Source organism: Streptomyces sp. RPT161 (assembly GCF_027533845.1).
Lineage (GTDB): Bacteria > Actinomycetota > Actinomycetes > Streptomycetales > Streptomycetaceae > Streptantibioticus_A > Streptantibioticus_A silvisoli_A.
In genome coordinates this window covers 20,766-41,938 of sequence record NZ_JAPZVN010000013.1, presented here as the reverse complement: position 1 = coordinate 41,938, position 21,173 = coordinate 20,766, and the positions used below count along the sequence as shown (strand labels likewise).

19 protein-coding genes and 2 pseudogenes are annotated in these 21,173 nt (G+C 70.0%); 14 read left to right on the top strand and 7 right to left on the bottom strand.

The genetic code is table 11. The annotated features are described in order from the left end of the window. Positions 1–146: 146 nt before the first annotated feature. A complete protein-coding gene (locus tag O5O46_RS23530) occupies positions 147–2,075 on the bottom strand; it encodes an Ig domain-containing protein (protein ID WP_269857540.1) in 1,929 nt (642 codons plus the stop codon). A gap of 605 nt (positions 2,076–2,680) precedes the next feature. Here O5O46_RS23530 and O5O46_RS23525 point away from each other — a divergent pair. The 4 genes from O5O46_RS23525 (at position 2,681) to O5O46_RS23510 (ending at position 6,754) form a co-directional block, all read left to right on the top strand. Then, entirely contained in the window at positions 2,681–3,844 is a 1,164-nt protein-coding gene (locus O5O46_RS23525) for a PP2C family protein-serine/threonine phosphatase (RefSeq protein ID WP_269857539.1), read from the top strand. Positions 3,845–3,978: 134 nt separating this feature from the next. Continuing rightward, positions 3,979–4,422: a nuclear transport factor 2 family protein gene (locus O5O46_RS23520; protein ID WP_269857538.1), complete on the top strand. Its 444-nt coding sequence runs from the start codon at positions 3,979–3,981 to the stop codon at positions 4,420–4,422. A gap of 335 nt (positions 4,423–4,757) precedes the next feature. Then, entirely contained in the window at positions 4,758–4,961 is a 204-nt protein-coding gene (locus tag O5O46_RS23515) for a cold-shock protein (RefSeq protein ID WP_269857537.1), read from the top strand. 86 nt (positions 4,962–5,047) lie between these two features. After that, the gene (locus tag O5O46_RS23510) at positions 5,048–6,754 is read left to right on the top strand and encodes a DEAD/DEAH box helicase (RefSeq protein ID WP_269857536.1); all 1,707 of its coding nucleotides are present in this window, start codon (positions 5,048–5,050) and stop codon (positions 6,752–6,754) included. 354 nt (positions 6,755–7,108) lie between these two features. On the opposite strand, the gene O5O46_RS23505 is transcribed toward O5O46_RS23510, so the two are convergent. After that, complete coding sequence (locus tag O5O46_RS23505) at positions 7,109–8,101, bottom strand: serine hydrolase (protein ID WP_269857535.1); 993 nt, start codon at positions 8,099–8,101, stop codon at positions 7,109–7,111. A 200-nt stretch (positions 8,102–8,301) separates the two neighbouring features. Continuing rightward, the gene (locus O5O46_RS23500; RefSeq protein ID WP_269857534.1) at positions 8,302–9,213 is read right to left on the bottom strand and encodes an SDR family oxidoreductase; all 912 of its coding nucleotides are present in this window, start codon (positions 9,211–9,213) and stop codon (positions 8,302–8,304) included. Positions 9,214–9,337: 124 nt separating this feature from the next. On the opposite strand from O5O46_RS23500, the gene O5O46_RS23495 reads away from it, so the two are divergent. Further along, the gene (locus tag O5O46_RS23495; protein WP_269857533.1) at positions 9,338–9,904 is read left to right on the top strand and encodes a TetR/AcrR family transcriptional regulator; all 567 of its coding nucleotides are present in this window, start codon (positions 9,338–9,340) and stop codon (positions 9,902–9,904) included. 140 nt (positions 9,905–10,044) lie between these two features. Here the strand turns inward: O5O46_RS23495 and O5O46_RS23490 are convergent, their stop codons facing one another. Then, complete coding sequence (locus O5O46_RS23490; RefSeq protein WP_269857532.1) at positions 10,045–10,773, bottom strand: SDR family oxidoreductase; 729 nt, start codon at positions 10,771–10,773, stop codon at positions 10,045–10,047. An 80-nt stretch (positions 10,774–10,853) separates the two neighbouring features. Here O5O46_RS23490 and O5O46_RS23485 point away from each other — a divergent pair, with 80 nt between their 5' ends. Next, positions 10,854–11,666 (top strand): helix-turn-helix transcriptional regulator, encoded by an 813-nt coding sequence (locus O5O46_RS23485; protein ID WP_269857531.1) that lies wholly within the window; start codon positions 10,854–10,856, stop codon positions 11,664–11,666. Positions 11,667–11,840: 174 nt separating this feature from the next. On the opposite strand, the gene O5O46_RS23480 is transcribed toward O5O46_RS23485, so the two are convergent. Beyond that, positions 11,841–12,368, bottom strand: coding sequence for a DinB family protein (locus O5O46_RS23480; RefSeq protein ID WP_269857530.1), 528 nt, complete (start codon positions 12,366–12,368; stop codon positions 11,841–11,843). Between the two features lie 232 nt (positions 12,369–12,600). Here O5O46_RS23480 and O5O46_RS23475 point away from each other — a divergent pair, with 232 nt between their 5' ends. The 6 genes and pseudogenes from O5O46_RS23475 to O5O46_RS23450 all read left to right on the top strand — a co-directional run bounded on the left by O5O46_RS23475 (position 12,601) and on the right by O5O46_RS23450 (position 17,097). Beyond that, complete coding sequence (locus O5O46_RS23475) at positions 12,601–13,053, top strand: MarR family winged helix-turn-helix transcriptional regulator (protein WP_269857529.1); 453 nt, start codon at positions 12,601–12,603, stop codon at positions 13,051–13,053. Further along, positions 13,050–14,804 (top strand): MFS transporter, encoded by a 1,755-nt coding sequence (locus O5O46_RS23470; protein WP_269857528.1) that lies wholly within the window; start codon positions 13,050–13,052, stop codon positions 14,802–14,804. Before O5O46_RS23475 ends, O5O46_RS23470 begins: the two co-directional genes overlap by 4 nt. Then, positions 14,780–15,340: pseudogene (locus tag O5O46_RS23465) on the top strand (cysteine hydrolase family protein). The gene O5O46_RS23470 and the pseudogene O5O46_RS23465 overlap by 25 nt, the downstream one beginning before the upstream one ends. Before the next feature lie 19 nt (positions 15,341–15,359). Next, a pseudogene (locus O5O46_RS23460) lies at positions 15,360–15,587 on the top strand (saccharopine dehydrogenase NADP-binding domain-containing protein); the annotation flags it as partial. Positions 15,588–16,262: 675 nt separating this feature from the next. Continuing rightward, complete coding sequence (locus O5O46_RS35640; protein WP_443072610.1) at positions 16,263–16,943, top strand: MBL fold metallo-hydrolase; 681 nt, start codon at positions 16,263–16,265, stop codon at positions 16,941–16,943. A gap of 16 nt (positions 16,944–16,959) precedes the next feature. After that, positions 16,960–17,097: a hypothetical protein gene (locus O5O46_RS23450; protein WP_443072604.1), complete on the top strand. Its 138-nt coding sequence runs from the start codon at positions 16,960–16,962 to the stop codon at positions 17,095–17,097. A 59-nt stretch (positions 17,098–17,156) separates the two neighbouring features. On the opposite strand, the gene O5O46_RS23445 is transcribed toward O5O46_RS23450, so the two are convergent. After that, complete coding sequence (locus tag O5O46_RS23445) at positions 17,157–17,735, bottom strand: TetR/AcrR family transcriptional regulator (RefSeq protein WP_269857527.1); 579 nt, start codon at positions 17,733–17,735, stop codon at positions 17,157–17,159. 67 nt (positions 17,736–17,802) lie between these two features. Here O5O46_RS23445 and O5O46_RS23440 point away from each other — a divergent pair, with 67 nt between their 5' ends. Further along, the gene (locus tag O5O46_RS23440) at positions 17,803–18,996 is read left to right on the top strand and encodes an FAD-dependent oxidoreductase (RefSeq protein ID WP_269857526.1); all 1,194 of its coding nucleotides are present in this window, start codon (positions 17,803–17,805) and stop codon (positions 18,994–18,996) included. A gap of 66 nt (positions 18,997–19,062) precedes the next feature. Here O5O46_RS23440 and O5O46_RS23435 read toward each other — a convergent pair whose 3' ends face one another. Then, positions 19,063–19,956 (bottom strand): EamA family transporter, encoded by an 894-nt coding sequence (locus tag O5O46_RS23435; protein WP_269857525.1) that lies wholly within the window; start codon positions 19,954–19,956, stop codon positions 19,063–19,065. Between the two features lie 69 nt (positions 19,957–20,025). Between O5O46_RS23435 and O5O46_RS23430 the strand changes: the two genes are divergently transcribed. Next, a complete protein-coding gene (locus O5O46_RS23430) occupies positions 20,026–20,883 on the top strand; it encodes a LysR family transcriptional regulator (RefSeq protein WP_269857524.1) in 858 nt (285 codons plus the stop codon). Positions 20,884–21,173 lie beyond the last annotated feature (290 nt).

The following is a 21,173-nucleotide window of genomic DNA, read 5'->3' as shown; positions in this document are numbered from 1 at the left end:
CTGAGCGTCGCTAGAGGCCTGTCCGAACGACTACAAGGCCGAGCGGAGCGGGCGCAGTTGGGGATCTCCCACCGGGGAGCGGTCGGCAGCGTCGGTTTCAGATGGCCGACGCTGCCGACGCGCCGATCAGCGCAACTGGCCGGGCGTCACGCGAGCCGGAACGATGTGTCGTCCAGCAGGAAGGCCGTGGCGGCGTTCCCCGTCTCGTGCGAGGTGAACTTCACGATCACCGTTGACCCGAACTCGGGCGCCACATAAGGCGTCAGATCGACGCTGACCGGCACGTAGCCGGAGGTGGCGTCGAGGTTGGACCAGGTGTGCAGCACGGCGATGCGCTTGCCGGAGTACTGGTCGTCGAGTTCGAGGGTGAGGGTGCCCTGGGACTGCGCCGATGTGTTGGTGGAGTCCACGTGCAGCCAGAAGGAGAAACTGGCCTTGGTGTAGCCGGGGGTCGTCTCGACGGACTGCGACAGCGTGTCGTCCTGGGTCGCGGAGTGGCCAAGCCAGGCGTAGCCCTTACCGGAGTGGGCGGCGTGCGCGGTGGACTGGGTGATGATCCCGGGAGCGGACTGGGCCCACCAGCCCGGGTAGTTGCCCTTGGCGTCCGCGGCCACCTCGAAACCGGGGTCGACGATCTGCTCGATGCCCTGGCAACCGTACTCGGCGCTGGGAAGTATGCCGAGGCGGAAGTGGGCCGCCGCCCGGTTCCCGGCCTTGTCCCGGACCGTCACGGCGACCGCTCGGGTGCCGCGCTGGTTGCTACGGCCGTGGATCAGTCCGGTGCGGGCGTCGATCGACAGGCCTCGGGGCAGTCCGGTTGCCGAGTAGCGCAGTGCCTTCGACAGCCGGTCCGTGGCGATGACCGGCACCGACACCGGTCGGTTGACCGGCTCCGTTCGGTCGCACAACGTGCTCACCACCAACGGATGGTTGGCGACCACCGGATGGGAGCCCGAGCAAGTGTGCTGGTCGTTGGACCACGTGGTCTGCACCGCGAAGGCACCGGTGGTGAGTTGCAGGTTGAACAGTCCGCCCGGTGTTCCCTGGTTGATCCAGGCGCACTTGTCGCCGTCCTCCTGGCCCGCCGCGTCGATCCAGCCGCCGATGGCGTTCTGGTCCGTGATGGTCTCGGCGTACTCGTGGCCGCCCAGGATGCTCCAGCCGTCGAGTCGGCCGCGCGGCCCGGGGTTGATCCAGTTGGTGCCGCAGTACTTGTAGTCGGTGAGGTACGGCATGAGCGTGTACGCCACGGTGCCGTAGCTGGACCGCTCGAAGGTGTGCCAGGCGCACCATGTGTTGAGTTCGTGCCAGTGGTCGGGGTCCATGCCCTGGGCGGTGGTGACCACGTACTGGACGTTGCGGTTGCTGGCCGGTGTGGTGTTGCCGAAGTGCTTGGCGGCGGCAGCCGCCTCCGCGGCTATCTGCGGTTCGGTGGCTGCCTGCGGCGCGGCGGTGGAGTTGTCCACCCAGACCCCCGCCAGTGCGTCACCGTGCGGTATGCCGACGTGCGGGGAGTTGGCGGCGCATTTCGTGGAGCCGGTTGACACGCTCTCGCAGTACTGGGTCATCACGCCGCTCCAGGCGTCGCCCTTGGTGCCGAGCCCCCTGAAGAAGGACTGCTGGTAAGGGGCCGCGTTCTCCGGGTCGTTGGAGAGCGTGGTGTATCCGGCGGAGTCCTTGCCCGCGGTGCCCCACTGGGAGCCCCAGTAGATGATGTAGACCTTCGGGGATCCCGACGTGACGCCCACCGAGTCCTGGCCGCCGCGGTAAGTGAGGTCCGGTTGGTCGTTGTTGACCAGACCCATGGGGTGGGCCGGGTGCTGGCTGACGGTTGCCGTGGATCTCGCGGTCATCGTGGTCAGGGCGTCGGCGGCCGCATGCGGATGGCCGGGTTGGACCTGCACCCAACTGCCGTGGGTCCGCACCCAGCCGGCTGCGGCCGGATGCTGGTCTGCCGCATGGCCCGTGCCGGCGGCAACGGTGGTTCCGGCCAGCGCCAGGGCGAAGGTGATGAGCGGTGCGGTCAGCTTCCCGAGCGCGCGAAGGCCGCGCGGGCGGGCAGGCGGTGCTGCCATGGGGGTTCCCTTCGTAGCGGGCAGAAGGAGGGGCAACGTGACAAGTTGGCCCGGTGGCCGCCACGCCCCGTGTGCGAGTCAGGCGTGGGGTGGCGGTACCGGTCCGCATGGATGCGTCGACGCGCGGAAGGCGCCAGAACGTCGTGGGCGAAGCTCAATTGCATGACGGCCAGGGCGATGGCCCAACAGCGGGCTTCCCGGGCACGGTTACGGTGGTGAAGCCGGGATGCCAGTCGCGCTACGGACGTAGCCGGTTCGCTGAGCTCTACTCACGATGGGTGCTCCCGAAAGGGGCGGGCACGCGACGCGCGCATGACCAGAGCATGACAGCGGTACAATTTCACATGTCACGTGTCGCCGCGCCGCCGCGTGAAGTAAAGGTTGCACAAAGGGCGGACCCGCGAAGCCTGCGCGCCACTCGCGCCCGCTTTCTTCGACCGACGGCGAGGGCTGGCCGGGACGGCACCCACGCCGCCCTGGCCGCGCCGCGAGGCCGGGTCCGCTGCACGCGGGACGCGGCACCAACCCGCTGACGACCGCCCCGCCCACCCTTGCGGCCGCCGTCACCGCTGGTCAGCTCCCCGAAGGCAGGGCAAGGTGGAGAAGTGACCCGGCAACGCCCTGCTGGTCTGGGACAGCCATGGCAGACAAGCCGTGCATGGCTGGCGCTCCCGGTCGTCCTCGTCGTGCTGATCACGGTCGTGGACATCCGCTCTCCGACGGGCGTCCACCTGGGCCCGGCGCTGGTCATCGCTCCGGCGGTCACCGCCTTCTTCGCCGGACCTCGCACGACGGGTTCCGTCGGCGTGCTGGCCCTGGCGGCCCAGGTGGTCATCGCCGTGCTCCACGGGGGGCTCACCACCACCAACCACATAGTCCAGATGATCACCCTCGCGGTGCTCTCAGCACTGGTCGTGTCCATCTGTGTGGTGCGTGAGCGGCAGGGCCAGGAACTGGCGCAAGTGCGCTCGGTGGCCGAGGCCGCACAGCACGTCCTGCTCTGGCCGCTGCCGGAGCACATCGGGCCGCTGCGGGTCGCCTGTCTGTACCTGGCCGCCGAGGAGGAGGCCCGGATCGGCGGGGACCTGTACGCGGCCACCCGCACCGACACCGGCGTCCGCGTCATGATCGGCGACGTGCGAGGAAAGGGCCTGTCCGCCATCGGCGAGGCCGCGCTCCTACTCGGTGCCTTCCGCGAGGCCGCCCACCAGCACACCACCCTCCCCGCGCTGGCCGCAGCCCTGGAACGGAGTGTGACGCGCTACCTCACCGACTTCGAGCCCACGGAAGAGGTCGGAGAACGCTTCGCCACCACCTTGCTGATGGAGATCCCCGACAGCGACCACATCACCCGCATGACCAGCTGCGGACATCCTCCACCGCTGCTGCTCACCCCCGGAGGGTCCGCCGCCCCCCTCAGTCTGCATCCCGCACCCCCACTGGGCGTCGGCCTGGCCGGCCCAGCCGGCTACACACTCGACGTGTTCACCTTCCAGCCCGGTGACACCCTCCTGCTCTACACCGACGGCGTCACCGAAGCCCGCGATGCCGACGGTGCCTTCTACCCGATCGTGGAACGGGCCGCCCGCTGGACCGAGCACAGCCCCGAAACGCTCCTCAGCCACCTCCGGCGCGACCTCCTCGCCCATGTCGGCGGACGCCTCGGAGACGACGCCGCGCTCATCGCCCTCCATCGGACCCCCACCGCTCACCCCGGCCATCACCCTGGAAAGACCATCCACGCCGACGGGTTCCGACACCGGCCCTGAAGAGGCCTCACGGGGCTCGTGCACACCCGCCACCGCGGCGGCGCTGCCTTCGCGAACCATGAACCGGCCAGGTACTGGCCGAAAGTGCCGCTGCGCGGGAGCCCAACTGTCGAGCAGTCTTCGACGAGCCTGATGTGAACGCCCCCGCAAGCCAGTTGAAGCCGCTCAGCATCAGAAGGGAACTCCCCACCGTGTCCGACTCCCCGCAGATCAACGTCGTTCGCCGCTTCTACGACGCCAAGGGCGACCTTGAGGTCATCAGGTCGGTGGTGGCCGAGGACGCCCGGTGGGACGTTGCCGAGGGCTTCCCCAACGGGGGCGTCTACGACGGCCTGGAGCGCATCGTCAACGGTTTCTTTCCCTTCCTCGGCGCCTTCCAGGAGTTCCGCTGCGTGGGCGACGAGTTCTACGAGGACGGCGGCCATGTCATCGTGCTCGGCCGCTACATCGGCACCACCGTCAAGGGCAACGGCGTCGTCTCCCGGTTCGCCCACTTCTTCACCCTGCGCGAAGGAAAGATCACACAGCTGCGCCAGACGTCCGACACCTTGCCCATCGCCCGAGCGCTGGAGCACTGAACAACGACACGACGCTGCGGTCCGGGCCGCTCGGCGGTGGGCCGCTTCTCCAGTCGGTCCGCCCCCGGCCTACGGCCGATGGCGCTGGGCCGGTGGTGACCTGGCGGCCAGGCGGTGCATCGATCGCCCTCGGCCACCCGCTGGACCCGTCGGCGGCCGGTTCGGGCGGACTCCTCGATGATCCTCCAAGGGCCGCCCAGCTGTGCTACCGTTACGGCGTTGCAGTTGTGGTACCCATGAACGCATGTGCGCCTGACGGGAATGTTTCTCCTTCAGGCGCATTATTTGTTTCCGGCGTCTCCGGATGGGGCCTCTGCCTACAGAAGGAGAAGGTCATGGCACAGGGAACCGTGAAGTGGTTCAACGCCGAAAAGGGTTTCGGCTTCATCCAGCAGGACGGCGGCGGCCCCGACGTCTTCGCCCACTACTCGAACATCGCGACTCAGGGCTTCCGTGAGCTCCACGAGGGCCAGCGGGTCTCCTTCGACGTCGCGCAGGGCCAGAAGGGCCCGCAGGCGGAGAACATCGTCCCCGCCTGATCGCCGGACGCGTATCCGCTCGCCGGGGTCCGCACCGCATGGTGCGGACCCCGGTTTGTGCTGTTTCCAGGAAGGCAAATAACTGCATGTCCCGCAGGCCCCAGAAGCCGAACCGGCGCGCCTCGTCGCCCCCGCCGTCCGCGTCGTCGCCGAGGGAGTTCCGGCTGCCGGAAAGCACGACACCCACACTTCCCGCCGTCGAGGACTTCGCCGGTCTTGACATGCCCGCGGGGCTGCTGAAGACCCTCACCGCACAAGGCGTGACCACCCCCTTCCCCATCCAGGCCGCCACGCTGCCCAACTCGCTCGCCGGCCGTGACCTCCTGGGACGGGGGCGCACCGGCTCCGGCAAGACCCTCGCGTTCGGGCTGGCGCTCCTGGCCCGCACCGCCGGACTGCGCGCGGAGCCCAAGGCGCCCCTCGCCCTCGTGCTGGTGCCCACCCGTGAACTCGCCCAGCAGGTGACGGACGCGCTGACCCCCTACGCGACGGCGGTGAACCTCCGGCTGGCCACCGTGGTCGGCGGGCTGTCCATCACCAAGCAGGCCAGTGCGCTCCGGCGCGGCGCCGAGGTGGTCGTGGCGAGTCCCGGCAGGCTCAACGACCTCGTGGAGCGCGGGGACTGCGTGCTCGACAGCGTACGCATCACGGTGCTGGACGAAGCCGACCAGATGACCGACATGGGCTTCCTGCCGCAGATCACCAAGTTGATCCAGCAAGTGCGGCCCGACGGACAGCGCATGCTCTTCTCCGCCACCCTCGACCGCAACATCGACCGCCTGGTGCAGCGGTTCCTGACCGACCCCGTGGTGCACTCCGTGGACCCGTCCGCGGGAGCGGTGACCACCATGGAGCACCACGTGCTCCACGTCCAGGACGAGACCGACAAGAAGGCAGTCACCACGCGCATCGCGGCTCGTGACGGCAGGGTCATCCTCTTCCTCGACACCAAGAGGTCCGCTGACCGGCTCACCAAGCGGCTCCTGGCCGTCGGTGTCCGCGCGGCGGCACTGCACGGAGGACGGTCCCAGCCGCAGCGGAACCGCACCCTGGAACAGTTCAAGAACGGGCAGGTCACCGCGCTGGTCGCGACGAACGTCGCGGCCCGGGGTATACACATCGACAACCTCGACCTCGTCGTCAATGTCGATCCCCCCGCCGACCACAAGGACTACCTCCACCGGGGCGGCCGCACCGCCCGCGCGGGCGGCTCCGGCAGCGTGGTCACACTGGTCCTGCCGGACCAGAAACGAGCCGTCACCCAGCTCATGTCGGACGCGGGCATCCGTCCCCGGACAGCCCGCATCAAGTCGAGCGACGCGGAACTGGCCACCCTCACCGGCGCCCGCGAGCCTTCCGGCGTGGCCGTCACCATCGAGGTCCCCCAGCCCGCGACTCCGACGGCGTCCCGTCCCAGCCGCAAGACCGGCACCGAGCCCGGCAGGCGGTCCGGCCGCCGACGCCGAAACGGCGGCGGGGCCGGAGCGGCAACGGACGCTGCCACCGGGACGGTGGCCCGGCGCTCGGATCGCCGGGCCGCGCCCGGTGCGGCAGCAGCCGGCGGCACGTCCGCAGCCGGCGGTCGCGGCTCTGGCCGCCGGGCGGGATCCGACGGGCCCAAGGGTGGTGCCGCCCGCGCGGGAGGCCGCAGTGCCGACCGCCGGGGAGCGGCCGGCACTGCCTCCGGCAAGGTTGTCCGCGGATCCGGCCGACGGGCGGCGGCCGGAGGAGCCAAGGGTGACACCGGCGACCGCGGCTCCGGCGGCCGAGGCGGCCGCCGCACCGCCAACTAGCTCGGCATCGGGCAATCCGCCCTGCCGACTACCTCGTAGGCGTTCGCCGACGGCGTGCGTGCTCCGCCACTGATGCAGCGGCGGAGCATGCTGCCCTGCTCCTTGCGGCTGGCGTGGTGGGGGCCGCCCGGCGCGACGTAGCGCACGCAGGGCGGCGAAGTGCGCTTCGATACGGCAGCCCAGGGCCGCGCCTCGTACGACAAGCGGTTCGCCCAGGAGTCGGTGGCCCGCAGCGACGACAACGAGTTCGTCGACTTCTGACCATGCCTCGCTTCGAGCGGCGCCGTCTTTCCAGAAGACGGCGGCGCCGCAGCCAACAGCGTCGCAGCGACGCTCGCTTGTGGGGCTGCCGCCTCAAAGGCCAGCGAATGGATCCCGACGCGTCACAGCGGCTGTGCAGTCCAACGAAGCGAGGGCGTGCGCGGTCGCGGTTCCGATGGCGGCGTTGATCGCCGCGTCGTCCGATCCAGGCCGGGACCGTGTGAAGACGGCTGCGGCGTACCGGCGGCCGTCCGGGTAGGAGATGACACCGATCTCGTTGCGCACAACGCCGACGAGGCTGCCGCTCTTGGCCGCCACCCGCACGGGCGGCCGGAACGCGCTCGCGATCCGGTGCCTGGTCAACTGCCGCGCCATGATGGCCCGTACGCGTGCGCACGCGTTGGGCGGCCCTGCCTGCCCGTTCCAGATCAGCCGAAGCAATGTGACCATGTCGTGCGCAGAGGTACGGCTGCCTTTCCTCGGATCCAGCGCGCGAGCGGTCAGCAAGGTCTCATCGGCTCGCGCCGACTCGTCTGCCGGCGCATTGGCCGACCAGGAGACCAGGTCCTTCCAGTCGGCGTGGCCGAGGTCCTCGCCGATGGAGTTCAGCATCGTCATCAGGTCAAACTTGACCACCGTGTCGCTCAACCCGAGACGTGCGGCCGTCGCATTCAGGGTGTCGATACCAAGCCGTCCCATGAGCGCGTCAGTGCTGGGATTGTCGCTGATGGTCAGCATCAGGACGACCATGTCACGCCAGGAGAGCACGGCGTCATCCTCGAACAGGGATATCCCGACCGGGCCTGGAGTCCGGTCAGCGGCCTGCAGGACCACGCGCTCACAGGGGTCCAGGCGACCATCGGCGAACCAGGTCTCCGCCTCCAATGCGACCAGCACCTTGATGACCGAGGCCGGCACCACGAGGTCATCGGCGCGCAGTCCGAACTCCCCTCCGCCGTCCAGCGACTGGACCAGCACAGCGCCTTCGCAACCCGCCCGGTCAAAGACCGGCTGAATACCGCCGCCCATGAAGCCGATCCTGTCACTGGCTGGCGACCGTGTCCGCCGCACGCCGAACGCTTCCATCAGTTCAGGACTGGGGAGTCGCTGATGGATTCAGCATGGCTACCCCAGGCACCGGTGAATCGGAGCGGGGGTCGACACCGGGTTGGTTTATGGCTCCACCCGCGGTCCACCTTGCGATGGAACACGGATGGAGCCGGAGTACACGACTGTTTTCCCTTCGCTGCCGACAAGCTTGGACGGCCGCGACTGGATCTCGACTGCTACCGGGAGGACTCGCCCGTTCGGAAGTAGTGGCCCTGCTCCAGGTCGTCGATGAGCCCGGGGTGGGTCGGCTGCCATCCCAGCAGTTCGCGGGTGAGCGCGCTCGACGTAGGGACGTCGGCCGAGAGGAAGGCCCCGAGCCAGCCGAAGTGCCGGTCCGCGTCCTCGGGAGAAACGGATACCACCGGGAGGTCGAGATGGCGGCCGATCAATTCGGCGACGGTACGGATCGGCACGCCCTCCTCGGCGATCCCGTGCAGTACCGATCCCGCGGGGGCCTTCTCCAGCGCCAGGCGGAACAGGTGCGCGGCATCCCGCCGATGCACCGCGCACCAGCGGTTGGCACCGTCGCCGACATAGCCGGAGACGCCCTTGTCGCGGGCGATGTTGATGAGGGTTGCGATGAAGGCGTGGTCCCCTTCCCCGTGAACCGTCGGAGGCAGCCGCAGGACTGACGAGCGGACGCCGCGTGAGGCCAAGGAGAGCGTGGCCTGCGCGGCGGCGGCCCGAGGTGCCGCGACCGAGCGGGGGTCGGGCGTGTCCCGCTCGGTCGCGACACGTCCTCCCGCGAGGCCGATCGTTCCGGAGGCGATGACGAGGGGGCGGTCGGAGCCTTCGAGGGCGGCGCCGAGCGTCTCGATGGCGCGCAGATCGGTCCGTGCCGCGTTCTGGTACTGCGAGAAGTCGTGGATGAAGGCGAGGTGGATGACCCCGTCGGAGGCGGCTGCGCCGGTGCGCAGGCTGTCGAGGTCCTCCAGGTCGCCGCGGTGCACCTCCGCTCCCGCGGCAGCCAGGGCGACGGCCGAGGCATCCGACCGCGCGAGCCCGATGACCTCGTGACCCGCGCCGATGAGCTCGGGAACGACGGCGGAGCCGATGAAGCCGGACGCACCGGTGACGAATACACGCATGCGAAGACACTCCAAGCAATCAGAAGTCCCCCGGGCATGGTCGGCCGGGGAACAAAGTCGATGTCAGTGGCTGTCGTCAACATAGCACCGATGTCAGCTACTGTCATCAAGTAGGATGCGGAGCATGAGTCGATGGGAGCCCAACGCACGCGGCCGTCTTCAGCAGTCGGCAATGGAGCTCTACATCGAGCACGGGTACGAACAGACCACCGTGGCGGAGATCGCCAAGCGGGCGGGACTGACCGAGCGGACCTTCTTCCGGCACTTCGCCGACAAGCGCGAGGTGCTGTTCGCAGGCGCCGGCCCGCTGCAGGAACTGTTCGTCAACACCGTCGCCGACGCGCCCGCCACCGCGACGCCGATGGACGCGGTGGCAGCTGCCCTCGACACCGTCGCCGCCGACTTCAAGGGGCACCTCGAAAGCGCCCGGCAGCGCCAGACGGTCATCAGGGCGAACGCGGAGCTCCAGGAACGCGAGCTGATCAAGCTGGCCACGTTGGCCGCGGCACTCACCGAGGCGTTGCGTCAGCGCGGCGCCAGCGATCTGACCGCGCGTCTGACAGCCGAGGCGGGGATCGCCGTGTTCAAGATCGCGTTCGAACGCTGGGTTGGCGACACCGACCAGCGAGAGCTGTCGCAACACATCCGGGAGTTGCTCGACGAGCTCAAGGCCGTGACGGCGGGCGGATGACCCCCGGCGGCGCGTCGAAGCGCCAACGCGCGCACCGAAACACTGTCTGAGTCACGGCCTCCTCCGGAGGGTGTCGAACAGTCGCAGCCGCCGACACCCGTTCCGGAGAAGGAGGTTGACCTACCTGGCCCAGTGCGCGCTCACCACGGCACGGGCGTCCCGTCCCACGAGAAGAAACCGCCCGTGGGGCCGTCGTCAGGCAGCACAGCCAGCCGGACAGCGCCCTCCGCCGCCTCGGCCGGATCGCCGCCCGACGCGGCCGCCCGCTCGTTGAGGTCCGTGGCACGGAGCCCCGGGGCCAACGCGTTGACCTTGAAGCCCTCTTCGGCCAGCGTCAGGGCGTAGAAGACGGTCAGGGCGTTGAGCGCGGCCTTGGACGACCGGTAGGCGGCGCCGCCGCCGGAGCCGGTGGCGAACTGGGGGTTGGGTCCGGTGCTCCAGGTCAACGACGCCGTGCCGCTGGAGACATTGACGATACGTGGGTGCGGGGAGCGGCGCAGGGCGGGCAGGAAGGCGTTGGTGACCGCGAGCACCCCGAAGACATTGGTCTCGTAGGTGCGGCGGAACTCCTCCACGTCGGAGGCGACGGGCGGATCGAGCGTGATTGAGATGCCCGCGTTGTTGACCAGGACGTCCAGTCGGCCCACCTCGCGGTCCAACCACGCCGCCGCCTCGGCGATGCCGGCGGCATCCGTGACGTCGAGCCGCAGCGGCCGGGCGCCACCGCCGATCTCCTGCGCGGCCTGCCGGCCGCGGTCGGCGTCGCGAGAGCCCACGTAGACGATGAAGCCCTGCGCCGCGAGTAGTCTCGCGATCTCCCGTCCGATGCCCTTGTTGGCACCGGTGACCAGTGCTGTGCGATCGTTCATGGCATCCACGGTCCTCTGGCCACGACCGCCTTGCCAGGGACAACCTGTACCAGGCAGTCCGTTCGAGCGCAGGAGGCCGTATGCCGCGGGAGGAACTGGCCCGTTTCCTGCGAGACCGCCGACAGGGACTGAGCCCGCACGAGATCGGCCTGCCCGCGTCCGCCCCGCGCCGCACCCCCGGACTGCGCCGCGAAGAGGTGGCCGAGCTGGCCCATATGTCGGTCGACTACTACACCCGGCTGGAGCAGGCCCGCGGCCCCCGTCCTTCGCCGCGGATCCTCGACGGGCTGGCCCGCGCCCTGCGGCTCACCCCCGGCGAACGCCGCCATCTGTTCCAGCTGGCCGGGTCGGTGGCACCACCCGGCACCGCCGCCGAACGGCGGGTACGTCCCCGGGTGGGCCGTATGCTGGAGCGGCTGCCGGAGACCGGTGCCATCGTCACCGACGCGACCTATGACGTCGTCGCCTGGAACCCCCTGGCCCAGGCGTTGCTCGGCGACGACTTCGGGCACGGCGCGGCCAACCTGGCCCGCCGCCGCTTCCTCGGCCAGGGGCGGACGTACGAGAGCTCCAGCTCGGAGGAGTTCGGGTACATCGTGGTGGCGCGGCTGCTCCGGGCCGCGGAACGCTATCCGAACGACTCTCGGCTGACCGCCCTGCTGGCCGAACTTAGGGGCGGCAGCGAGGAGTTCCGCCAGATCTGGGAGACCCGCCCGGTGCACGCCCCCGGCCACCGCACCAAGATCCTCAACCACCCGGAGGCCGGTCAACTGCGGCTGAACTGCGACGTGCTGTTCGTACCCGAGGACGACCAGGAGGTCGTGCTGATCACGGCCGATCCGGGCACTCCCTCCGCCCAGGCCCTGCGCACTCTCGCCGTGAGATCCCCCTGAAGGACCGCGGCCGCCCCCTGCCGATCTCACCCCCGGGCATTCCCCAGGAGCCCCGGGAACCAATCCAACTTCCGCCGCCGTGACGGTACTTGACCGCTGGATCAGGCTGGCACCACACCCGAGCCCCCCGTGTGGCGGTACGACAGGCGGCAGTGGTCGGGGATCGGCGCCTGCTCAGTCGCCCGTTGAGCCGTCTGTCCGCTCCCGAAGGAAGTCGGCGTGGCCGTTGTGGCGCGCGTACTCCTGGATCATCAGCATGTACACCCAGCGCAGACTGAGGGACACGCCCCGAGAGGACATGAACGTCTCGTCGAGGTCGCGTCCGGCCACAGCGGTGTCACACGCCTCGATCTCGGCCCGGAACAGTCCGAAGTCCCGCTCCGCGTCTGCCTCGTGGACTCCGTTGAGCCCTTCGTCACCGTCGGACGGACCGGTGAAGACCTCCCCGACGGCCTCACCCGCGAAGCTCCGCCGGAACCACCACCGCTCCACCTCCGCCATGTGGCGAACCAAGCCAAGGAGGGTGAGGTTCGACGGTTCCACCGTCATCCGCGCCAACTGTTTCGGCTCAAGCCCGGCGCACTTGGTCAGCAACGTCTCCCGGTGCCAGTTCAGCCAGCCTTGGAGCATCTGACGCTCAGTTACGGTTCCCAGTCCACCCAACTGCGTGGTGCGCTCGACCGGCGGTGCTATCCATGTCATGGCCATACCCTCACCCACACCTCAGGCGAAGGCCAGGAGAACACCGCCTGCTGACGTCCCGGGCAGCGCGCAACCGGGACTTCTGTCCGGTATCCGCCGCATGCCGTACCGCGCGCTGGCGGCTCCTGGTCCCGCCCCGACCCCCTCCCCCACAGCGCGACCACCTTCGACCGTCTCGCTCACTCGCCAGCCGGGTAGTTACATCATATTTATTAATGTATTGTTAGTACCTGTGGATGAAACCCATCAGGCCGCGAACGACGCCGTCGAGGTCGGAGCAGCGCTCCGGTTGATCGTGGGGCGCATCGTCCGCAAGCTGCGGCAAGCAACTGACTCCGTAACGGACATACCCCTCTCCGAGGCGTCCGTACTGGCGCGACTGGACCGGGACGGACCGGATTCCCCAGGAGCACTGGCGGCCCTGGAAGGGGTACGCCCGCAAGCCATGGCGACCACTCTCGCCGCCTTGGAGCAGCGCGGTCTGGTGAGTCGGGCGCCGGACCCCGCCGACGGCCGCCGCGCGGTCATGACCATCACGGAGGCGGGCCGCACGGTGGTGACGGATCGGCGCTCGAAGTCCGTGCGGCGTCTGGCCGAGGCCGTTGAGCAGGAGTTGACAGCCACCGAGCGCCAGGAACTGCTCGCCGTACTGCCCCTGCTCGACCGACTCTCGGAGCGACTATGAGCACCGTACGAGACAGCGGCGCCGCCGAGCGCGAGACGGACGGACGCTACAAGTGGGTCGCCCTGTCGAACACGACGATGGGTGTGCTGATCGCGACCATCGACGGTTCGATCGTGATCATCTCGCTGCCCGCGATCTTCCGCGGCATCGGTCTTGATCCCCTCGCCCCCGGCAACATCGGCTACCTGCTGTGGATGATCCTCGGTTACATCCTGGTCTCCGCGGTGCTGGTGGTCGCGCTCGGTCGACTCGGCGACATGTTCGGCCGGGTCCGGATGTACAACATGGGCTTCGCGATCTTCGCCTGCGCCTCGCTCGCCCTCTCCCTCGACCCGCTGACCGGTGGCTCCGGCGCCCTTTGGCTCATCGGGTTCCGAATCGTCCAGGCCGTCGGCGGATCCATGCTGACGGCGAACTCGGCGGCGATCCTCACCGATGCCTTCCCGGCCCGCCAACGAGGGATGGCCCTGGGCATCAACCAGATCACCGCGCTCGCCGGCCAGTTCCTGGGGCTGCTCGCAGGCGGCCTGCTGGCCACGATCGACTGGCGCGCGGTGTTCTGGGTGAGCGTCCCCATCGGTGTGGTCGGCACCTTCTGGTCGTACCGCAGCCTGCGCGAGATCGGTTCCCGCAAGCCCGGGCGCATCGACTGGGTGGGCAACCTGACCTTCACCGCGGGGGCCGGTGCCCTCCTCGCCGCCATCACCTACGGAATCCAGCCCTACGGCGGCCATTCGACCGGCTGGACCAACCCCTACGTGCTCGGCGGCCTCGGAACGGGCGTCACGCTGCTCATCACGTTCTGCGTCGCCGAGACGAAGATCGCCGACCCGATGTTCCAACTCGGTCTGTTCCGCATCCGCGCGTTCGCCGCCGGAAACCTGGCGGCACTGCTCATCGCGATCGCCCGCGGCGGCATGCAGTTCATGCTCATCATCTGGCTCCAGGGCATCTGGCTGCCGCTACGCGGTTACGACTTCGAACGCACCCCGCTGTGGGCCGGCATCTTCATGCTGCCGCTGACCATCGGATTCCTTCTGGGAGGGCCGGTCTCCGGCTACCTCTCCGACCGCTACGGCGCTCGGCTGTTCGCCACCACCGGGCTGGTCCTGGTGGCCGCCGCCTTCGTCGGCCTGCTCACACTGCCGGTCGACTTCCCGTACCCGGCGTTCGCGGGTCTGCTGCTGCTCAGCGGGCTCGGTCAAGGGATGTTCTCCGCCCCGAACACCTCGGCCATCATGGGCAGCGTGCCTTCCGGGCAGCGCGGCGTGGCCTCGGGCATGCGCTCCACTTTCCAGAACTCGGGCACCGCCCTGTCGATCGGGCTGTTCTTCTCCCTGATGATCACCGGCCTGGCCGGGACCCTTCCGCACACACTCGACAGCGGCCTGCGCGCACAGGGGGTGCCCGCGGGAACGGCCGCTCAGGTGGCACAACTCCCGCCGGTCAGCACGCTGTTCGCCACGTTCCTCGGCAACAACCTGATCGGCCACCTGCTGGGTCCCAGCGGCGTACTGCACACCCTGCCCGCCCACAACGCACAGGCCCTCACGGGGATGCGTTTCTTCCCCGAACTCATCTCCGGCCCCTTCCACCACGGACTTGTCATCGTCTTCAGCGCGGCCGCGGTGATGGCCCTGGTGGGCGCCACCGCCTCCGCACTACGCGGGCGCCACAGCACCACCGAGCCAGACGAACCAACCAACTCGGCGAGGGAACAGCGAACATGGCGAAAAGCGCCCTCCTCGTGATGGACGTGCAGCAGGGCATCCTGGATCGCGTGGAAGACAGCACCGGATAACTGCCGCGCCTGCGCGGTGCAGTCGACGCCGCCCACGCTGCCGGCATCCCCGTGATCCACGTGGTCGTCGGGTTCCGCACGGGCCACCCGGAGATCAGTAGCCGCAACAAGGCGTTCAGCGCCCTCCCGCGGTTCGGCGGATTCACCCAGGGCGAACCGGGCACCGAGATCCACCCGGACATCGCGCCCCAGCCAGGCGACATCGTGGTCACCAAGAAGCGGGTCAGCGCCTTCGCCGGCAGCGACCTCGACCTGGTCCTCAGGGCGGGTGGCGTCGACAGCCTCGTCCTCACCGGAATCGCCACCAGCGGCGTCGTACTGTCCACCCTGCGGCAGGCCGCCGATCTGGACTTCGAACTCACCGTTCTGACCGATGGCTGCCTCGACACCGACCCCGAAGTGCACCGGGTCCTCACCGAGAAGGTCTTCCCACGACAGGCCGAGGTCACCACCATCGACGAATGGACCAGGAGCCTCGCGCGTTGAGGGCTGAGCCGGCCGGGACGCCCGCAGGCTGGGTGAGACCGCGGCGCGGCTCGACAGCGGGACGGTGAGCACGGTGACCGTGGACCTCACGGACCCCGACTCGTTGGCGGCGGCGGTCGGCGCCGGGCGGGTGCTGGTCAACACCGTCGGCCCGTTCGCCCGACTCGCACCACCAGTGGTGACGGCCTGCTTGAACGCCGGCACGGCGTACCTGGACCTCGCCAACGAGCGGACCGCCGTGCGCGCCCTACTTGAGCGCGACACCGAGGCGCGCCAGCGCGGTGTCGCGCTGGTGACGGGAGCCGGTTTCGGCCCCGCCGCCACCGAGGCGCTGGTACTGGCCATCCTCGGGCACGGAGTACGCCCGGCCGCGGTTGCCGTCGCCTCCGCCGCCACCAGCGCCTACGACACCGAAGGCGTACGCAGCACGGTCACCGAGGCTGTCGCCGAAGGCGCGACCTTGTACCGCGCAGGCGAGTTGGTCCACACGCCGCTCGGCGAGGGCGCCACCACGCTCACCTTCGGCGGCGCCGCGCGCACGGTGATCCCGGTGCCGGTGGGCGACCTCGAAGCGGCGCGGCAGGCCAGCGGTGCGCCCGACATCACCGCGTACGCGGTGCCGCGCGGCACCGGCGAGCCGGAGGACCGCTCCTACGGCTACGCGGAGATCACGGACGAGGAAGGGCGGTCACACGTCGCCGAGTTGAGCACGGGCGAGGGGTTCGCGTTCACCGCGGCGCTGGCCGTCGAGACCGCGACCAGACTGCTCGACGCCCCGGTCGGGCGGCGCCTGGACGGCGGCGCGGCTGCTCGGCCCCGAGCTGGTGGCGTCCCTGCCCGGCACCACCATCGAGTTGGGACGGTGACGTCAGTGGCCGTTTCCTCTTCTTCGGCGCCCAACGTGCACCGGCTGGGTAACCAGTTGGTCAACTTCTACCTCGTCGACGCCGGACTGCCCGCGCACTGGCAGAGCCTACTCGACGCGTTGCGTGCCCTCGGCCGATCGGTTACCGACATCGCGGCGATACTGATCACCCACGGCCACCCCGACCATGTGGGCCTCGCCGAGCGGGTCCGTGTGGCCTCCGGAGCCGACGTCTGGGTGCACGAGTCCGACGCGCCGATCCTGGCCGAACCACGGCGACTCAACAAGTTCTGGCACCCGGAGCGGTCACTGCTCCGCTACACGGCCCGCCGCCCGAGCGGGCTACGGGCACCACTGCACCTGGCCCGCGCCGGCGCTCTGCGCACACCGCCCGTCCGGGAGTTCCACACCTTCACGGACGACCGCCAACTCGACCTCCCCGACAGCCCGTTGGCCGTTCACACACTCGGCCATACGCAGGGCAGCACCAGCTACCTCTTCCCGGACGCCTCCATCGCCTTCACCGGCGACGCCCTCGTCACCCACGACTCGGTCGCCGGGACGGTCGGGCCGTGCGTCATCTGCCGGGCCTTCACCCAGGACAGCCAGGCAGCTCTGGCCTCCCTCGACAAGGTCGCCGAGCACGAGATCGACACCGTCCTGCCGGGCCACGGAGAAGCATGGACGGACGGTCTGGCGAAGGCCGCGCGACAGGCGGTGGCGAACGGAGTCAGGTAGGTCCGTCACTCGGAGGATGGGCTTCGCCCAACGGATGGGCGAGGCAGTGGCCTTCATGGGCGACGGTGTGGTGGTGAAGGCCGGAGACCCACGAGAGGAACCGACCAAGCCACGCCATGACCGCACCAAGGCCTTCCTGCCGAAGGTGCTCTGACGCAAACGGCACGCTCACCGCGCGAGTGTGCCGATGCGGATACTCGCCAGGTGTCGGCGTCAGGATGCGTTCGGCCCCAGCAGAGCTGCCAAAAGCGTCTCCGCCTGCTCGCGCAGTTCCGCGCGGTCCGGGGGACTGGCCCGGCCGGACCCCGCGGTGGCGTTGAAGAGGATGCCATCACACCAGGCGACGAGGCGGCGGGCGGCGCGCCAGGGGTCGGCGGCTCCCGCCGACGCCAGCAGGTCGGCTGCGAGGTCGACGAAGCCGTGCCCGAGGGAGTCGTAGTGGGCGCGGAGTTCGGGGCGGCGTGTGGCTTCGAGGGCGAGTTCAAGGCGCGCCACGGTGAGGGTGCGGCCGGTGGTGAGCGCCGTGTGCAGGCCCGCGGTGATGGTCTCGCGTAGCGCCGCGCGTGGGCATGGCGCGGGTGGGGGCGCCATGAAGCCGGTCGTCTCCCGCTCGGCGAGGCGAGTGAGCGCGGCCCGCAGCAGTGCGGCACGGGTGCGGGCGTGGTTCGAGGTGGAGCCGGGTGGCAGTCCGGCACGTTCGTCCACGGCTCGGTGGGTGAGGCCGCGCGCTCCACGTTCGGCGAGCAGGGCGATGGCAGTGTCTGCGATCAGGGTGGCGCGCGGTGTGCTCATGCATCCGATCATGCACTGTCCGTACTACGGGCGTAGTATCTCCACTACACCTGTAGTGGAGGTTGCGATGGCGGAACGGCGGCAAGCGGTGGTGATCGGTGCGGGAATCGGCGGTCTCTCCGCCGCACTCGCCCTCCGCCAACAGGGCTGGGACGTGGCCGTGTTCGAGCGGGCGCCCGCCTTGGAACCGGTCGGCTCGGGCCTGGCCGTAGCCCCCAACGCGATGCGCGCCTTGGATGTCCTGGGCCTCGGCGACGAGGTGCGGGCCGCGGCGGTCCGGCAGGGCGAGGGCGGGCTGCGCCGCGCGTCGGGCCGATGGTTGGTGCGGACCGACCTGGCCCGGTTCGAGGAGGCGTTCGGCGATCCGGTGGCCGTCCTTCCCCGCCCGGTGCTGGTCGGCCTGCTGGCCGACCGCCTGCCGGCCGGTACGCTGCGCACCTCAGCGCCCGCCAGCGTCACCGACGCGGGATCCGAGGAGCGGCCCGCACGGGTGCGCATAGCGGCGAACGAGTGCCAGGCGGACCTGGTGGTCGCGGCGGACGGCATCCACTCCGCGACCCGGGCGGCACTCTTCCCCAGCCATCCCGGGCCGCGGTACTCCGGTTTCACCGCCTGGCGCACCGTCGTCGCCGCGCCGCCATGCCCCGTACCGCTCGGCGAGACCTGGGGGCGCGGCGCCCTCACCGGCTTGGTGCCGCTACCCGGCCGGCGCCTCTACCTCTACGCCGCCGCGGTCGCCCCCGCCGGGCAGACAGCGCGGGACGGTGACGAACGTGCCGAACTCATGCGGCGCTTCGGTGAATGGTGCGCCCCGCTGCCCGAGTTGCTCACCGCCGTCTCCCCCGGGCAGGTGTTGCGCAACGACGTGTACGAGATGGTGGAGCGCCTTCCGGCCTACCACGGCGGCCGGGTGGCCCTGTTGGGGGACGCGGCGCACGCCATGACACCGTTCCAGGGCCAGGGCGCGTGTCAGGCCATCGAAGACGCTGTCGTCCTGGCGCGCAGCTCCGACCTGGCCCGCTACAGCGCCGTGCGTCTGCCCCGCGCCACCGATGTGGTCAACCGATCCCGCCGAGTGGGCCGTGCGGTCGCCGTCCAGGCGCGCTCGGCCGTCCTGCTCCGTGACCTGGGCCTCGCCCTCGCCGGGCGTCTCCCGCTGATCCGCATGGCCGCACCGCTGTACGACTGGAACCCGCCCGGTGTGCAAGCTGAACCAGCACCACTCGATCAGGGCGGCGGTCAGTCTCGTTGCCGCCCATGAAGCCGCACCGTGTTCCATGGCACGCAAAGTCCCTTGAGCGTATGGCGAGTTGACCGCCAACTGTTGTCAGCGTTGACGGCGAGGTGCGGTGGCGATCGCGGTCGCGGAGTTGGCGGCGACGATCGCGGCGATCGCGAGCCAGTCGACGACGGGAAGCCGCTGGCCGAGGATGATCCAGCCCACCAGCGCCGCCATCACCGGGTGGGCGCTCATGAACACCCCGAAGATCTGTGTGGGCACCTTGCGCAGTGCGAGCATGTCGACCAGGAACGGCACCGCCGACGACAGCACCCCGGCCGCCGCCGCGCACCCCAACGCCCTTGGCGACGGCGTGTGACGGGCGAACACCAACACTCCGACCGGCACGTACAGCAGCCCGGACAGGACCGCTGCGGCGCCCGAGCCCTGCGCCCCGGGCAGCCTCGCGCCTATGAGGCGATTGAGCAGGATGTACGCGGCCCAGCAGGCCGCGGCGGTCAGGCCCAGACCGAGGCCGAGGTAGTCCGCGGTCGGCTTCGGGCGCAGCAGCACCAGGACGGCACTGCCCGCGACCAGCGCGCACACCAGGTCGACCGCGCGGCGGGAGGTGGCCAGCGCGACCGAGAGTGGCCCCAGGAATTCGAGGGTGACGGCCAGGCCGAGCCCGACGCGGTCAATCGCCGTATAGAGCGTCAGGTTCATGGTCGCGAAGACAACGGCCAGCGACAGCACCGGCCACCACTGCCGCCAGGTGAACGTACGCACCCGCGGACGGCCCACGGCGACGAGCACGACCGCGGCCACCCACTGGCGCACCGCCACCACGCCCGCGGGCCCGATGGACCCGAACGCCAACGCACCGGTGGCGGCGCCGAGTTGGTTGGACAGCGCGCTGGTGAGCATCATCGCGACACCGGACAGCCTTACCGGAGCCGTCGAACGACCGGCGGTTGCCTCGTGAACCGGCGCAGGGGTTGTCATGGACGGGAGGATGCGCCAGTTCACTGGATACACAAAATGCATGGCCGAGTAGACCTATACGCTGAGCGCATGGATGTGGAACTGAAGCATCTGCGCTGTCTGGTCGCCATCCTCGACACCGGCAGTTTCACCGATGCCGCCCTTGAGTTGGGTGTCTCACAGGCCGCCGTCTCGCGCACGCTGGCCGCGCTGGAGAACGCACTGGGCACGCGGCTGCTGCACCGCACCAGCCGCAGCATCACGCTCACCCCGTCCGGTGCGCAGGTCCTTGCACGAGCCCGGCACGTGCTGGCAGAGGTCGACGACCTGGTCCGCGAGGCCGCCACCGGACACACCCGGCTGCGCATCGGACACGCCTGGTCCGCGATGGGCCGCCACACCGCGGCCTTCCAGCGCCGCTGGGCCGAGGCCCATCCGGAGATCGAACTGCAGCTGATCCGCACCAACACGTCCACCGGCGGCCTGGCCGAGGGCATGTGCGATCTCGCGGTCGTCCGCGGCGCCTTCGACACCCACCGGTTCGCCAGCACCGTCGTGGGGCTCGAACGGCGCACGGTCGCCGTCGCCGCGGACGACCCGTGGGCCAAACGACGCTCGATCAGCCTGGACAAGACCCGCGAACGCACAGTGGTCATCGACCGCCGCACCGGGACCACCACGCCGGACCTGTGGCCCACCGGCGCCCGCCCGGCGCTGGAGTACACCAAGGACATCGACGACTGGCTCGCCGCGATCGCGACAGGGCGCAGCATCGGCATCACCCCGCAGAGCACCGCGACCCAGTACCGGCGCGAGGGCATCGTCTTCCGGCCCCTACGCGGCGCCGCACCCGTCGCCGTCCACATCATCTGGCCGCGCCAGGACCCCCATCCCGCCACCGCGGCAGCCGTCGCACTAGCGTCACGGCTCTATGCGACATCGACCTAGCGCCCCCTCGACCCGCGGGACCGGGTTGAGCAGGCGGCCGCGCTTGCGGACTACGTAGCGCACGAAAGACCCGGTCAGGGCTCAGGTCCCGCCACGGCTTCCGCCAACTCAAAGGGCTCAAACAGGCAGGCGTGCCGTTAGTTCACCGCGGGAACCGTCCGTCGCCCTCAGCGGCTCGCTTCGACCGACGCCTGCGCTTGCGCCGAGCGCCCCGACCGTCTCGTGCATAGCGTCGGCGATCGGCGGGTGCCTCTCCGTTGAACGCTGGTGGAACCGCCGAATACTGGTGG